At 74.0% G+C, this 13,709-nt stretch carries 12 protein-coding genes; 6 read left to right on the plus strand and 6 right to left on the minus strand.

Features of this window, described 5'->3' with window-relative positions; all coding sequences use genetic code 11:
* Positions 1 to 5 precede the first annotated feature (5 nt).
* The 3 genes from BSZ36_RS17130 to BSZ36_RS17140 are packed head-to-tail and all read right to left on the minus strand — an operon-like array spanning position 6 to position 5,610.
* On the minus strand, positions 6 to 1,208 hold the full coding sequence (locus tag BSZ36_RS17130; RefSeq protein ID WP_094551539.1) for a TolC family protein: 1,203 nt from the start codon (positions 1,206 to 1,208) through the stop codon (positions 6 to 8).
* Positions 1,208 to 4,369, minus strand: a complete 3,162-nt coding sequence (locus BSZ36_RS17135; protein WP_094551541.1) for an efflux RND transporter permease subunit — start codon at positions 4,367 to 4,369, stop codon at positions 1,208 to 1,210. The genes BSZ36_RS17130 and BSZ36_RS17135 overlap by 1 nt, the downstream gene beginning before the upstream one ends.
* On the minus strand, positions 4,369 to 5,610 hold the full coding sequence (locus BSZ36_RS17140; protein WP_179271264.1) for an efflux RND transporter periplasmic adaptor subunit: 1,242 nt from the start codon (positions 5,608 to 5,610) through the stop codon (positions 4,369 to 4,371). Before BSZ36_RS17140 ends, BSZ36_RS17135 begins: the two co-directional genes overlap by 1 nt.
* A 145-nt stretch (positions 5,611 to 5,755) precedes the next feature.
* Between BSZ36_RS17140 and BSZ36_RS17145 the strand changes: the two genes are divergently transcribed.
* The 4 genes from BSZ36_RS17145 to BSZ36_RS17160 all read left to right on the plus strand — a co-directional run bounded on the left by BSZ36_RS17145 (position 5,756) and on the right by BSZ36_RS17160 (position 8,789).
* Positions 5,756 to 6,442, plus strand: a complete 687-nt coding sequence (locus tag BSZ36_RS17145) for a response regulator transcription factor (RefSeq protein ID WP_094551545.1) — start codon at positions 5,756 to 5,758, stop codon at positions 6,440 to 6,442.
* On the plus strand, positions 6,435 to 7,847 hold the full coding sequence (locus BSZ36_RS17150; protein WP_094551547.1) for a sensor histidine kinase: 1,413 nt from the start codon (positions 6,435 to 6,437) through the stop codon (positions 7,845 to 7,847). Before BSZ36_RS17145 ends, BSZ36_RS17150 begins: the two co-directional genes overlap by 8 nt.
* A gap of 10 nt (positions 7,848 to 7,857) precedes the next feature.
* Entirely contained in the window at positions 7,858 to 8,520 is a 663-nt protein-coding gene (locus BSZ36_RS17155; RefSeq protein ID WP_094551549.1) for a Crp/Fnr family transcriptional regulator, read from the plus strand.
* A gap of 65 nt (positions 8,521 to 8,585) precedes the next feature.
* Positions 8,586 to 8,789: a YgaP family membrane protein gene (locus BSZ36_RS17160; RefSeq protein ID WP_094551551.1), complete on the plus strand. Its 204-nt coding sequence runs from the start codon at positions 8,586 to 8,588 to the stop codon at positions 8,787 to 8,789.
* Between the two features lie 86 nt (positions 8,790 to 8,875).
* On the opposite strand, the gene BSZ36_RS17165 is transcribed toward BSZ36_RS17160, so the two are convergent.
* The 3 genes from BSZ36_RS17165 to BSZ36_RS17175 are packed head-to-tail and all read right to left on the minus strand — an operon-like array spanning position 8,876 to position 11,114.
* Positions 8,876 to 9,394 carry an SAM-dependent methyltransferase gene (locus BSZ36_RS17165; RefSeq protein ID WP_218827740.1) on the minus strand — a complete coding sequence of 173 codons (519 nt, stop codon included), beginning with the start codon at positions 9,392 to 9,394 and terminating at the stop codon, positions 8,876 to 8,878.
* Positions 9,387 to 10,295: a hypothetical protein gene (locus tag BSZ36_RS17170; RefSeq protein WP_094551553.1), complete on the minus strand. Its 909-nt coding sequence runs from the start codon at positions 10,293 to 10,295 to the stop codon at positions 9,387 to 9,389. The genes BSZ36_RS17165 and BSZ36_RS17170 overlap by 8 nt, the downstream gene beginning before the upstream one ends.
* Positions 10,296 to 11,114, minus strand: a complete 819-nt coding sequence (locus BSZ36_RS17175) for a GntR family transcriptional regulator (RefSeq protein ID WP_094551555.1) — start codon at positions 11,112 to 11,114, stop codon at positions 10,296 to 10,298.
* A gap of 121 nt (positions 11,115 to 11,235) precedes the next feature.
* Here BSZ36_RS17175 and BSZ36_RS17180 point away from each other — a divergent pair, with 121 nt between their 5' ends.
* Both BSZ36_RS17180 and BSZ36_RS17185 read left to right on the plus strand, forming a co-directional pair.
* The gene (locus BSZ36_RS17180) at positions 11,236 to 12,057 is read left to right on the plus strand and encodes a DUF1641 domain-containing protein (protein ID WP_094551557.1); all 822 of its coding nucleotides are present in this window, start codon (positions 11,236 to 11,238) and stop codon (positions 12,055 to 12,057) included.
* A gap of 12 nt (positions 12,058 to 12,069) precedes the next feature.
* Positions 12,070 to 13,290: an NAD(P)/FAD-dependent oxidoreductase gene (locus BSZ36_RS17185; RefSeq protein ID WP_094551559.1), complete on the plus strand. Its 1,221-nt coding sequence runs from the start codon at positions 12,070 to 12,072 to the stop codon at positions 13,288 to 13,290.
* The last annotated feature ends 419 nt before the right edge of the window (positions 13,291 to 13,709 follow it).

Here is a 13,709-nt window from a genome sequence, read left to right on the forward strand (position 1 = left end):
GGGGGTCAGTCGGTGAAGAGCACGCGCTCGCCCGAGACGCGCTCCCAGGCCACGACGGCGAGGAGCGCGTCGCGGAAGGCGTCGAGCCCGACCTCGCGGGCATCGAGGAGGGCCTGGCGCGCGCCGAGGAGCATGGGCTGGGTGACCTCGCCGAGCTGGTAGCCCCGGAGCGCGAGCGCCAGCAGGGCCTCGGCGCGCTCGACCGGCGCGCCCCGGGCGGCCTCTAGGGTCACACGGGCGCTCCGGACGCGGGCCTCGGCGGCGGCCACCGACGCCCGACGCTCCGCCGCGAGCCCGTCGCGCTCGGCCTCGGCCGACTGGCGGGCGGCCTCGGCAGCACGCACGCGCGAGGCCACGATCCGGCCCTGCCCGAGCGGCAGGCGCACGCCGACCTGGAAGCCTGCCCCGAACGTGTCGCCGCCGAAGTGCTGGGGGAACACCTCGGCGCTCCACACCGGACGGCGCGACGCCCGGGCCGCGTCCGCGCTCGCCTGAGCGGCCTCGACGCGGGCCCCGGCCGCGGCGACGAGGGGCGCGGTGGCACCGGTTGGAGGGAGGACGTCGGGGAGCGTGAGCGTCGGGGCGGCGGCGGCCCCGTCGACCGGAAGCCCGAGCGACGCCACGGCCGCGGCCCGTGCAGCCTCTCGCTGTCCCACGGCGGCGGCGAGCGTGGCGCGAGCCCGCTCTGCCTCCAACTCGGCGCGGAGCGTTTCGAGCCCGGCGCCCTCGCCCGCCTCCTCGCGGAGCCGCGCGACGCGGACGAGCGAGTCGGCGAGCGCGACGGCCTCCAGGCGGAGCCCCACCCGCGACTCGGCGACCCCGAGGTCGACGTAGGCGGCCACGACGCGGGCGCGGAGCGCACGGCGGGTCGCGTCGGCGTCGAACCCGTAGGCTCGGGCCTCGGCGGCCAGCCGTTGGCGCTCGGCGCGAGCGAGCGATGCCGGGCCGACCTCGACGCCCGCTACGATCCGCTGCTCGAACCCGCCGCTCGCGCCCACGCCCTCGACGGCGTAGCCGAGCGTCGGCGCGGCCCAGGCGGTGACGCCGCCGACGGCCGCCTCGCGCGACGTGGCGAGCGCCTCGGAGGCCCGGACGAGCGGGTGCGCCCGCTCGACGAGCGACAGCGCCTCGAAGACCGTCAGCGAGTCCGGCGCCTGGGCCGAAGCGGGCACCGCCAACAGAAGGAGGGGCAGGAGGAGCGCGCGCATCAGACCGTGGCCTCGGCCGGTTGAGGGAGAGCACCGGCCTGGCCGTCGCCCGCGAACGCGTCGGCGTGTGGGTCGGCGGGGGACCGGTCGTCGCGCTCCATCCACGCGTAGACGACCGGCAGCACCAGGAGCGTCAGCAGCGTGGCCGTCACCAGCCCGCCGATCACGACGGTCGCGAGCGGCCGCTGCACCTCCGAGCCCGGACCCGTGTTGAACGCCATCGGCACGAAGCCGAGGCTCGCGACCAAAGCGGTCATCAGGACCGGCCGCAAGCGGTCGGCGGAGCCCTGGAGGACGGCCTCGCGGACGGAGTGCCCCTCGCGACGCAGCTCGTTGAGGTGCTCCACGAGCACGATCCCGTTCAGGACCGCCACGCCGAAGAGCGCCACGAACCCGATGCTCGCGCTCACCGACAGGTACAGCCCCCGCGCCCACAAGAGCAGCACCCCGCCCGACAACGCCAGCGGCAGGTTCAGGAAGACGAGCGCCGCGTAGCGGACCTCGCCGAACATGAGGTACAGGAGCCCGAAGATGATGCCCAGCGCGAGCGGCACCACGAGCAGCAGGTGCCGCGTGGCCCGCTGCTGGTCCTCGAACGCCCCGCCGTACTCGATGAACACGCCCTCGGGCACGTCCACCCGCGCGTCGATGGCGTCCTGGAGGCTCGCCACGTAGGTCCCGATGTCGATCCCGTCGAGGTTGACGCCGACGATGGCGCGGCGCCACCCGTTCTCGCGCGCCACCTCGCGCGGTCCCTCCTCGGCCGTAATCGTCGCGAGCTGTCCCAGCGGGACGGTCCCGCCGCCGGGTAGGCTGACCGGCGTCGCCTCGATGGCGGCGAAGCTGTTGCGCTCCGCCTCGGGGTAGCGGACCACAACGTCGAAGCGGCGCTGGCCCTCGTAGACCTCGCTCACCGCCTGCCCTCCAATCCCCGCCTCGACGGCCTGCTGCACGTCGGCCACGTTGAGGCCCGCCGCGGCGACGGCGCCGCGGTCGACCTCGACCGTCACGTAGGGCTGCCCGACCGTCTGCTCGACGAAGAAGTTGCCCGTCCCCTCCAGCGACGGCAGGATCGCGCTCACCTGCTCGGCGACCGCGCCCAGCGCGTCGAGGTCCTCGCCCAGGATCTTGACCGCGAGGTCGCTTTTGACGCCGCTCGTCAGCTCGTCCACGCGCATCGCGATGGGCTGGGTGAAGTTGTACGAGAGCCCGGGCTCGGTCTGCAGAAGCGGCTCGATGGCGTCCTGGATGTCCGCCTTGTCCATGCCGGGGCGCCACGTGTCGGGGTCCTCGAGCAGCACCCAGACGTCGGTCTGGTGGACGCCCATCCAGTCGTTGGCGAGGTCGGAGCGGCCCGTCTTGGGCACGACGGCCGCCACCTCGGGCACGCGCGCCAGGATCTCGCCCGCCAGCCAGTTCGCGTTCTCGACCGACTCCTCCAGCGTCACGCTGGGCATCCGCACCTGCTCCACCAGGATCGAGCCCTCGTCCAACTCGGGCAGGAACTCGGTCCCCATCGTGAGCAGGACCACGAGGGAGACGGCGAACAGACCACCCGCCAGCCCCAGGATCTGGACCCGACTGTGGAGGTGCCGCTCCAGCCGGGAGCGGTAGCGCGGCCGGAGCCACTCCATCACGCGGTTGCGCCGCACGCGCACGCCCTTGCGGAACACGATCGACGCCACCGCCGGGACATAGACGAGCGCCAGCAAGAGCGACCCGAACACGGCCGTCGCGACCGTGATCGCCATCGGGCGGAACAGCAGCCCCTCGACACCCCGGAACGTGGCGATCGGGACGTAGACCATCAGGATGATGAGCACGCCGAAGAAGATGGGCCGCCCCACCTCGCGCGCCGCCTCGCGGATGACGAGCCGCCGGTCGCGCCGCTCCTCTTCCGGGCGGTCCTCCTCCTGGCGGAGCCGCCGGACCATGTTCTCGACCATCACGACCGCCCCGTCGACGACCATCCCGAAGTCGATCGCACCCAGGCTCATCAGGTTCGCCGCCAGCCCGAACTCTCGCATCCCTATAAAGGCGAACAGCATCGAGATTGGGATCACGCTCGCCACGATCAGCGCACCGCGGATCTCGCCGAGCAGCAGGAGCAAGACGGCGATCACCAAGAAGCCGCCCACCAACAGGTTCTCCTCGATCGTCGCCGTCGTCCGCTCGATGAGCGACGACTGGTCGTAGAACACCTCCACGGCCACGCCCTCGGGGAGCCCGCGGCCCACCTCGTCCAGCTTCTCGCGGACGCCCTCGATGACGTCGCGGCCGTTGCCGCCGCGCAGCATCATCACGATGCCGGTCACGACCTCGCCCCGGCCGTCCTTGGTGACCGCGCCCTGGCGCAGCGCCTGCCCCACGCCGACCGTCGCCACGTCGCGCAAAAAAACGGGCCGTCCGCCGGGCCGCGCGACCACGATGTCGCCCAGGTCCTCGACCGAGCGCACCAGCCCGAAGCCGCGCACGATGTACTGCTCGCGGTTGTGCTCGAGGTAGTTGCCGCCCGACACGCCGTTGTTGGCCGGGATCGCTGCCATCACGTCGCCCAGCCCGACGCCCGCCTGCCGCATCCGCGCCGGGTCCGGCTGCACCTCGAACTGCTTGACGAAGCCTCCGAAGCTCGTGATCTCGGTCACGCCCGGGACGGTCTTGAGCTGGGGCGCGACCAACCAGTCGTGGATCGTCCGCAGCTCGGTCAGGCTCCGCCCCTCGCCCTCGACCGTGTACTGCACGATCTCGCCCAGCGCCGTCGAGATCGGCCCGAGTTGGGGCGCGTCGACGCCGTCGGGCAGCTCGCCCGCGACGGACTGCACGCGCTGGGCGACGAGCTGGCGGGCGAAGTAGATGTCCGTCCCCTCCGCGAACTCGACCGTGACTGCGCTCAGCCCGAACTGGCTGATCGAGCGCACCTCGGCCACGTCGGGCAGGCCGTTCATGACGGTCTCGACGGGGAAGCTCACGAGCCGCTCGACGTCGTAGGGCGAGTACCGCCCGGCCTTGGTGATGACGAGCACCTGGACCGGCGTCACGTCGGGCAGCGAGTTGATGGGCAGGCCCGAGAGCGAGAACACGCCGCCCACGGCGACGAGCGCCGTCAGCGCGAGCGCGACGAAGCGGCGCCGCAGGCCGAAGTCGATCAAGGCGTGCAGCATCACTCCTCCCCGTAGGCCTCGAAGCGCGCGAGCGCCTTGAGGTCGAACACGTTCGTCACCGCCACGCGGTCGCCGACGGCGAGCCCGCTCAGGACCGGGACGGCCTCCTCGCCCGGCGCACCCAGCTCCACCGGCCGCTGCTCGAACGCGCGCGGCCCCGTCTGCACGAAGACCGTCGCCCGGTCGCCGTCGTACGACACGGCCGCCAGCGGGACGGAGACCCCGCCCGCCTCGGCGCGGGCGACGACGCTCAGGCGGACGCTCTGGCCCGGCCGGATGCCGCGCCCGGCGGGCACCCTGACGTAAACGGCCACGGATCGGTCGCTCGACGAGGCGGCCGGGGCGACGCTCGCGACCCTGGAGGCCACCGCGACGCCCGGGTCGCTCGCGGAGCGGACCGAGACGCCGTCGCCGGCTCGGACGCGTGCCGCCTGGTCCGGCGTGGCCTGCCCGCGCACCATCACCTCGCCCTGGCCCACGATCGTCATCATCTCGTCGTACGCCATCACCGAGCCGCCGAGGTCGACGGTGTGGCGGTCGATGACCCCGCCCCGCGGGGCCACGACGGCGACGGTCCCGCCGCGACCGCCCCCGCCCGCCGCCGCGAGCTGGTCGCGCGACCCGGTCACGCGGGCCTGCGCCGCGGCCACCGCGGCCTGCGCGGCTCGGAGCTGCGCCTGGGCGCGCCCGAGGTCAGCACGGGCCTGGTCGAGACGCATCCGGGGGCTGATCCGCTCGGCGACGAGTTGGGTGTAGCGCTCCACCTGCTGGCGCTGGAGCGCCACCTCGGCCTGGGCCTGGGCCACGCCCGCCTCGGCCTGGGCCGCCTCGGCCGACGCCTGCCTCGCCGAGGCGGAGAGCGACGCCGTCTCCATGCTCTGGAGGACCGCGACGGTCTGCCCGCGGCGCACGGCCTCGCCCTCGTGCGCCAGCACGCGCACCACGCGGCCGGAGACGGGCGCGCTCACGGCCGCGAAGTCGTCCGGCGACGGCTCGGCCACGCCTGGCATCCCGACCTCGACGGTCGCGCCCGAGGCCTGGACCTCGGCGGTCTCGACCGACAGCTCGGCCGCCTGCACGTCGGACAGCGTGACGACGGCCGGGCCCGACGCGCGCTGGAGAGACGGCGGTTGCCCCACCGGGTCGGCGTCGGTCTCTGGCGGCGCGCCGTCGCCGCACCCGGCCACGAGGAGCCCGGCGGCAAGCGCCAGCGCAGGGAGGGAAAGTGGGAGTCGGCGCACGGATCGAGGTGGCGGGGGCAGGGATGGAGGAGCCTAGGGCGCGAGCCCCCCGCGTTCCTGAGAGGACGATGAGAGCCCGGCCCGCTCGATGAGAAGGCGGTGAGAGCCCTCGTCCCCGCCCGGTCCGGTGCGGTACCATGCCCCCATGCGCCGCCTCCTCCTCGTCGAAGACGACCCCCACGTGGCCTCGTTCGTCCGCCAGGGCCTGAGCGAGGAGGGCTACGTCGTCGAGTGGGCCGCGACCGGGCGCGAGGGCCAGCGCCGCGCGCTCGCCGAGGCGTTCGACGCGGTCGTCCTCGACGTCCGCCTGCCCGACCTCTCCGGCGTCGAGGTCTGCCGCGAGGTCCGCCGCCACGACGCCGCCGTGCCCGTCCTCATGCTGACGGCGCTCGACGCCGTCGAGGACCGCGTGGCCGGACTCCGAGCCGGCGCCGACGACTACCTCCCCAAGCCGTTCGCCTTCGACGAGCTCCTTGCCCGGCTCGACGCGCTCCTCCGCCGCGCGGCCGTCGAGCCCCCCGACCGCGCCCAGGCCGACGGGCCGCTCCGCCTCGACCCCGCCACGCGCGACGCCCGGTGCGACGGGGCCCCGTTCGATCTCACGGCGACCGAGTTCGACCTGCTCGCCTACTTCCTCGCGCGGCGCGGCCAGGCCCTCTCCCGCGACGAGATCCACCAGGGCGTCTGGGGCCACGACTTCGACCGCGGCACCAACCTCATCGACGTCTACGTGGGCTACCTCCGCCGCAAGCTCGCCGAGGCCGGGTGTGACGCCCGCATCGAGGCCGTCCGCGGCGTCGGCTACCGCTACGTCTCCGCCGCCGATGGCTGAACGCCCCCCGTTCCGCCGTCGCCTCCTCGTCCGCCTCGGCGCCGCGCTGGCCATCGCCCTCACCGTGCTCGGGGGAGCCGTGTGGTGCGGGGCCGCCGTGTGGTCCGCGACCGAGGCCCGCCGCGCGCTCCGCCTCGAGGCCGCGGCCGTCCAGGCCGACGTCGTGGCCCCGGACGGCCGTCTCGTCCCCGAGGCCTACTACTGGGACGAGCCCCACCACCGGTTCGACGCCGAGCGCATCGACCCGTTCTTCCTCCAGGTGTTCGGCCCCGACGGCCGCCTCCTCCGCGCCTCCGACAACGTGGCCCTCTTCGACGCCTTCCCCGACCGGGTGCTGGCGCCGACCACGGACGAGGCCCTGCTCGCGCCGCTCTCGACGTTCCGCCTGGGCCGCCGCGACCTCTACCACGTCACCGAGCCGCTCCTCGACGCACGCGGCGCCGCCGTCGGGACCGTCCAGGTCGCCCGCTATATCCCGCCGCTCCAGGCCGGTCTCGGGCGGCTCGCCGCCGGGCTGGCGCTCGGGCTGGGGCTCTCGCTCGCGGCGCTGCTCGCGCTCGTCTGGGCCGTCGGCGGCCGCGTCGTCCGGCCGCTCCAGGCCATCACGGCCCACGCAGCGGGCCTGTCGGCGGCCACGCTCGGCGAGCGCGTCCCCGTCCCGACCGGCGCGGACCGCGAGACGGCCGCGCTCGCGGCGGCGCTCAACGGCTCGCTCGAACGGCTCGATGGGGCGTTCGCCGAGATGAAGCGGTTCACCGCGAACGCGGCCCACGAGCTCCAAACGCCGCTGACCGTCTTGCGGGGCCACGTCGAGGTCGCCCTCCGCCGCGAGCGCTCGCCCGATGCCTACCGCGAGACGCTCCGGCTCCTCGACGGCGAGGTCGACGGCATGGTCCGGACGGTCCGGGGCCTGCTCGCGCTCGCCCGGCTCGACGCCAGCGTAGAGCCTCTCGCGGCCGAGCCCGTCGACCTCGCTCGGATCGCCCGTGAGGAGGCCGAGGCCGCCCGCCCGCTCGCCGTCGCGCGGGGGCTCGCGCTCGGCGTCCACGCCGACGGCCCCGCCCCGTCCCGCGGCCACCCCGACCTCCTCCGCGAGGCCGTGCGCACGCTCCTCGACAACGCGCTCAAATACACGCCCCGCGGCCATGTCGCCGTCGCCGCAGGCACGCGCGACGGCCACGCCTGGGTCGCCGTCGAGGACTCTGGCCCCGGCATCGCGCCGGAGCACCGCGCCCACGCGACCGACCGGTTCTGGCGGGCCCCCGACGTCCAGCACGTGCCTGGCAGCGGCCTCGGCCTCGCCCTCGCCGACCGCGTCGCCCGGTCCCACGGCGGTCGCCTCGACCTGGCCTCGGCGGACCCCCACGGCCTCCGCGTCGTCCTCTCCATCCCCACGACCCTGTGACGTTCGCCTCGTGACCGCCGCGCTCGACCCCGCCCTGTTCCCCTTTGCCGCCCGGCTCGGCGACGACGCCCGCGCGTCGATCGAGGCCGAGCTCCGCCCGGTCCGGCTCGAACCCGGCGCGCCGATCTGCCTCGAGGGCGACCGGTGTCCGGCGCTCCCGTTCGTCGTCTCGGGCGAGGCCCGCGTCTACCGCACGAGCGCCGCGGGCCGCGCGCTCACGCTCTACCGGATCGACCCCGGCGAGAGCTGCATCCTGACGGCCTCGTGCCTGCTCAGCGACCGCCCATTCCCGGCCTTCGCCGAGGCGGAGACGCCCGTCGAGGCGCTCCTCCTCCCGGCCGACCTGTTCGTCCGCCTCTTCGCCCAGGCCGCCCCCCTCCGCGAGCACGTGTTCTCGCTCCTGGCCCGCCGCCTCGGCGACGTCATCGAGCTCGTCGACGCCGTCGCGTTCCAGCGGGTCGACGAGCGGCTCGCGCGGCACCTCCTCGACCAGGCCGGCGCCGGCGGCAGCGTCGCGCGGACCCACGAGGCGCTCGCGGAGGCCCTCGGCACGTCCCGCGAGGTCGTCAGCCGCACGCTCAAGGAGTTCGAGCGGGGTGGGCTCGTCGCCCTCGCCCGCGGCACGGTCTCCGTCCTCGACGCCCCCGGCCTCCGCGCCTACGGCGCTGTGTGACCAGGGTCACGGACGGGGGACCTGCGCCGTCCCGATCCTACAGGCGCACCTCATCCCCCTCCGTCATGAAGAAGAACATGGGCTCCATCGACCGCGGCCTACGCGCGGCCCTCGCCGTGCTCGTCGCCGTCCTGTATTTCACCGGCGTCATCAACGGCACGGCCGCCATCGTCTTGGGCGTCCTCGCGGTCGTTTTCCTGGCGACGAGCTTCGTCGGGACGTGCCCGCTCTACCTCCCGTTCGGGCTCTCGACGGTCCGTCGGAGCTAGCCGCTGGCGGGGCGCTCCCACACCAGCCGCACCACAGCCGACGCTCCGACGTGGTAGCGGCCCTCGGCGAGCTCGACGTCGACCTCCTACAGCAGCACCACGCCCGCCTCGGGGAAGTGCTCCGCCAGTTCGGCGGCCGTGACCATCGCGGCGGCCACGGGCGGGCCGCCGTGCAGGCCCCGCTCGCGGTGCTCGGGGCGGTACCACTCGGCCACGACCACGCCGCCCGGCCGCACGACCCGCTGCAGGAGCGCGTAGAGCGCCGGCCGCTGACCCGGCGGGAGGTGCAAGAACGTCGCGACGGCGCCGTCCCACTGTCGGTCGGGTTCCCACGCCGTCACGTCGGCTTGGACCGCGTCCACGGCGTCGCCTCCCGGCAACCGCGCGGCCTTCGCAAGGCCCTCCGAGGACGAGTCCACGGCGGTCACCCGGCACCCCCTGCGGGCCAGGAACGCCGCGTTGCGCCCCTCGCCGGAGCCCAGTTCCACGACCGAGGACCCCGCCGGAAAGCGGTCGGCCTGCGAGGCCACGAAGGCGTTGGGCGCCTCGCCGTAGGCCCACCCGGGCTCGGCGTAGCGGTCGTTCCAGAAGTCGGCGTCAGGCATGGTCGGGGGGGAGGGGCGAGTCGGGGAGGAGGGGGGTCCGGTCGTAGACCCACGCGAGCGCGAGCACGAACGCCGTCGCGCCGACACCGAGCAGCACGCCGGGCACCGCCGGGGCCACGAGCGCGAGGCGCAAGATGACCGTCGCGAGCGCGAACCCGGCGTTGCGGAAGACGACGGCGTACGTCGACGTGTAGCGGAGCGAGACGAGGACGAGGAGGACGTCGGCGAAGATGAGCGCCGTGAAGACGGAGTCGAAGAACGGGTACGGGTCGGTCCCGCCGAGGTAGAGACAGGCGTCGTCCACGGCCGCGACGGCGATCGCGGCCAGCAGCGCCAGGGCCACGGCCTTCTTGGCGGCCACGAACCGGGCCTGCTCCCGCTCGTCGCTCGTGATCCTCCGGTGGCGCTGGAGCCGTCCGTACAGGATGACGCCCCCGAACACGGCCAGCGCCCCGGCGCCGTCGGCCAGCGCCTCCAGGATCGCCCCCTGCGCCGTCGCCCACTCGACCGGTTCGCCGAGGTGACCGAGCGCCTTGAAGGCGTCGCGCAGCAGGATCAGCGAGAACAGCTCGAACTGCTTGCCGACGGACCCCGCCACGGAGTCGGCCAGCGCCAGCACGAGCGCGACGGTCTCGACCAGCAGGAGCGCCGTGAACACGGTCCCGAGCGCGGCGAAGTGGCTCGTCGAGACGTGCTCGGCCAGACCGGCGGGGAGCAGACCCCGCCGCCGCAGCTCGACGGCCACGAGCGCCCCCACGAACACGAGCACCAGCCCGTCCGCCGTCCGCCGCCGCGTCCGCGCCGATTCCCACCCGTGCTCGACGCGGTCGAACACGCGAGCGGCCAGGCTCAGCGCCGGCCCCACCACGCGCGGGAGCCGAGGGGGGCCGACGGGCTCCACCTACGCGCCCTTGAACACGGGCTCGAACTCCCGGAGCGGCATCCCTAATTCGCCGTCGCCGCCGGCGGTCGCGTCCGGGCGGGCCAGCTCAAGGTCGAAGGCCACGCGGTCGGCCCGGTAGTACCGCCGCTGGTAGTACACGGCCCGCTCGCCCGCCGTGTAGCTCGTCCGCTCGACGAGCAGGACCGGGGCCCCCTCGGGCACGCCCAGAGGCCCGGCCTCGTCGGCGCGCGCCACGGCCGCCTCGATCCGGTACTGCCCGCGGAGCACGGGGATCTCGTAGTCCCGCTCCAAGACGCGGTAGATGGTCTCGGTCGTCAAGTCGTGCCCCTCCAGGAACTGCGCGTAGAACGGCGGCAGCCACGTCCGGTCGAGCGCGACCGGCTTGCCGTCGCCCAGGCGGAGCCGGTCTAAGCGGACCGTGGGCGCGTCCGCGTCGACGCCCAGCGCCTCAGCGACGTAGTGCGGCGCCGGCTCCGGGGCCTGGTGGAGCACGCGGCTCGACGCCTTCAGCCCGGCCCGCTCCATGTCCTGCGCGAAGTCGGTCAGGCGCACGAGCCCCTGCGGCAGCGGCGGCGGCGCGACGAAGGAGCCGAGCCCCTGGCGGCGGTAGATCCGTCCCTCGTTCTCCAGCGTGCCCAGGGCGCGGCGGACCGTGATCCGGCTCACGCCCGAGAGCTCGCCCAGCTCGGCCTCGCTCGGGAGCTGGTCGTGAGCGGCCATCTCCCCGGCGCGGATGCGCTCGCGGAGCCAGTCCGAGAGCTGCTCGTGGCGGGGCGCACCCGGGCGGAACGAGGGGGAAGCAGAGCGGGCGGGCATCGATCGGGGGAGGGCGTCCTCTAATCTAGGTCATGACGGGTCTCTTGTTCAAGACCTGTCATAACGAGTTGACACAGGACGGGACGAGTCGTTTCTTAGCGGAAGCGCTTCGCCCCACCCCATGCCCGACGCCGCCCCCAACGGTCACGCCACCCCGGCCCCGCCGGCCGACCCCCTCCTCGCCCGGCTCGACGCCATCGAGCGCCGCCTCGCCCGGATCGAGCCCGCCCTCGACGCGCTCGGCGACGCCCCCGGCCTCGCCTCGATGGCCGTCGACGTCGTCGACGAGCAGGCCGGACGGCTCCGCGACCGCGGCGTCGATCCCGAAGCCCGCCTGGTGCGGCTGCTCGAACTCACCGAGCGGCTCACGGCCGACGACACGATGGCCGCCATCGAGGGCGCGCTCGCGCTCGCCTCCGACGCGCCTGGTCTGGCCTCGATGGCCGTCGACATCGTCGACGAGCGTGCGGGCGCCCTCCGCGACCGCGGCGTCGACGTCCAGGCCCGCCTCGGTCGCGCCGGAGCCCTCCTGGAGCGGCTCTCCGACGACAAGACGATGGACGGCCTGGAGGCCGCGCTCGCCTTCGCCGACGGCCTCCCCGGCCTGGCCTCGATGGTGGTCGACATCGTCGACGAGCGCCTCGGCGCCCTCCGCGACCGCGGGATGGACCCGGCCGTCCTGCTCGCCCAGGGCGGCGAGGCCGCGGCGGCGCTGATCGAGTCCGGCGTCCTCGATCCCGAGTCCATCGCCGCCATCGGCGATACGGCCTCCGCCCTCCGCGCCGCGCGCCTGGACCCCCCGAAGAAGGTCGGCCTCCTGGGCCTCGCCGGTGCCTTGCGCGACGACGACGTCCAGCGGGCCGCCGGCTTCCTGGTCGCCGTCGCCCGTCACCTCGGCCAGTCGCTGGCCGCCCCGTCCCGCCTCCCCGCCCGCACCCGCTAGCCCCCGAACCCCATGGAGACCCCCAACACCCACCACGAAGTCCTGATCGTCGGCGGCGGCTCGGCCGGCATCTCGGTCGCCTCGAAGCTGCTGCAGGCCGACAACCCGCCCTCGGTCACCGTCCTCGACCCGGCCGACAAGCACTACTACCAGCCGCTCTGGACGCTCGTCGGCGGCGGCGTCGTCCCGAAGGAGGAGTCCGAGCGGACGGAGGCCAGCGTGATCCCGACCGGCGCGACGTGGATCCAGGACGCGGCCACGGGCTTCGACCCGGAGAACAACACGGTCACGACCGAGAAGAACGGGGCGCTCACCTACGACTACCTCGTCGTCTGCCCCGGCATCCAGATCAACTGGGACAGCATCGAGGGGCTCCGCGAGGGCCTCGGCACCAACGGCATCTGCTGCAACTACTCCTACGAGCACTGCGACTACACCTGGGAGACCGCCCAGCGCATCGCCGAGAAGCCCGGCCCGGTGACGGCGCTCTTCACGCAGCCGTCCAGCGCCGTCAAGTGCGGCGGCGCGCCGCAGAAGGTGATGTACCTCACGAGCGACCACCTCCGCCGGAGCGGCAAGCTCGACCAGGCCGACGTCGAGTTCTTCTCGCCGGGCCAAGTCATCTTCGGCGTCAAGGAGTTCGCCAAGACGCTCCACGAGGTCTTGGACCGCTACGGGATCGAGACCAACTGGGGCCACGAGCTCGTCGCGATCCGTCCCGATACGCAAGAGGCCGTCTTCCAGGTGTCGGGCGGCGACGGCGCGCCGTCCGAGAAGGTGGTGAAGTTCGACATGCTCCACGCCGTGCCCCACATGGCCTCGCCGGACTTCCTGGCGAAGAGCCCGCTCGCCAACGAGGCCGGGTGGTGCGACGTCGACAAGCACACGCTCCAGCACGTCCGCTACGCCAACGTGTTCGGGCTCGGCGACGCGGGCTCGACGCCCAACGCGAAGACGGGCGCCGCCATCCGCAAGCAGTACCCGGTCGTGGCCGAGAACCTGCTCGCCGTCCGCGCCGGGCGGACCGACCTCTCGGACGACTACCACGGCTACGCCTCGTGCCCGCTCGTGACCGGCTACGGCCGCTTGATTCTGGCCGAGTTCGACTACGACGGCAACGTGGACTCCAGCTTCCCCTTCGACACCTCGAAGGAGCGGTACTCGATGTACGTGCTCAAGAAGGACCTGCTGCCGAACCTGTACTGGCACGGGATGCTTCAGGGACGCGCGTAGCCCGCTCGAAACGACACTGACCGGAAAGGGGCCGGGCGACCATCGCGTCGCCCGGCCCCTCCTCTTGTTGGCTGAGTCCAGAGTGGGGAGGGATGTGAACGCGCTGCCTCTGGCGGGGCGGGACCGGAGGAGGGGATGTACAGGCCGCGCGTGGCCTGCCGCGATGCCGGGCCGGTGGGCGAGCCCGTCAACGCGGCGGGCCGGAGCCCGTCTGGGAGTGGTCCCAGGCCGGGGCTCCGCACTCCGTGCCAGCCGGAAATCCCGTGGCCCCTTCTGCATCTCACGTCGCACCCCGCGCGACGGCACCCCCGGTCGATCAGCTCGACCTCTTCGCCCTTCTCGCGTCGCCACCACCGGCGACTCCTCACGTCGCGGACCTGAACGCTGCACCCGCCCGCCCGAGGGCGGCCGTAGCACCA

The organism is Rubricoccus marinus, from assembly GCF_002257665.1.
In the GTDB taxonomy this organism is placed as follows: domain Bacteria; phylum Bacteroidota; class Rhodothermia; order Rhodothermales; family Rubricoccaceae; genus Rubricoccus; species Rubricoccus marinus.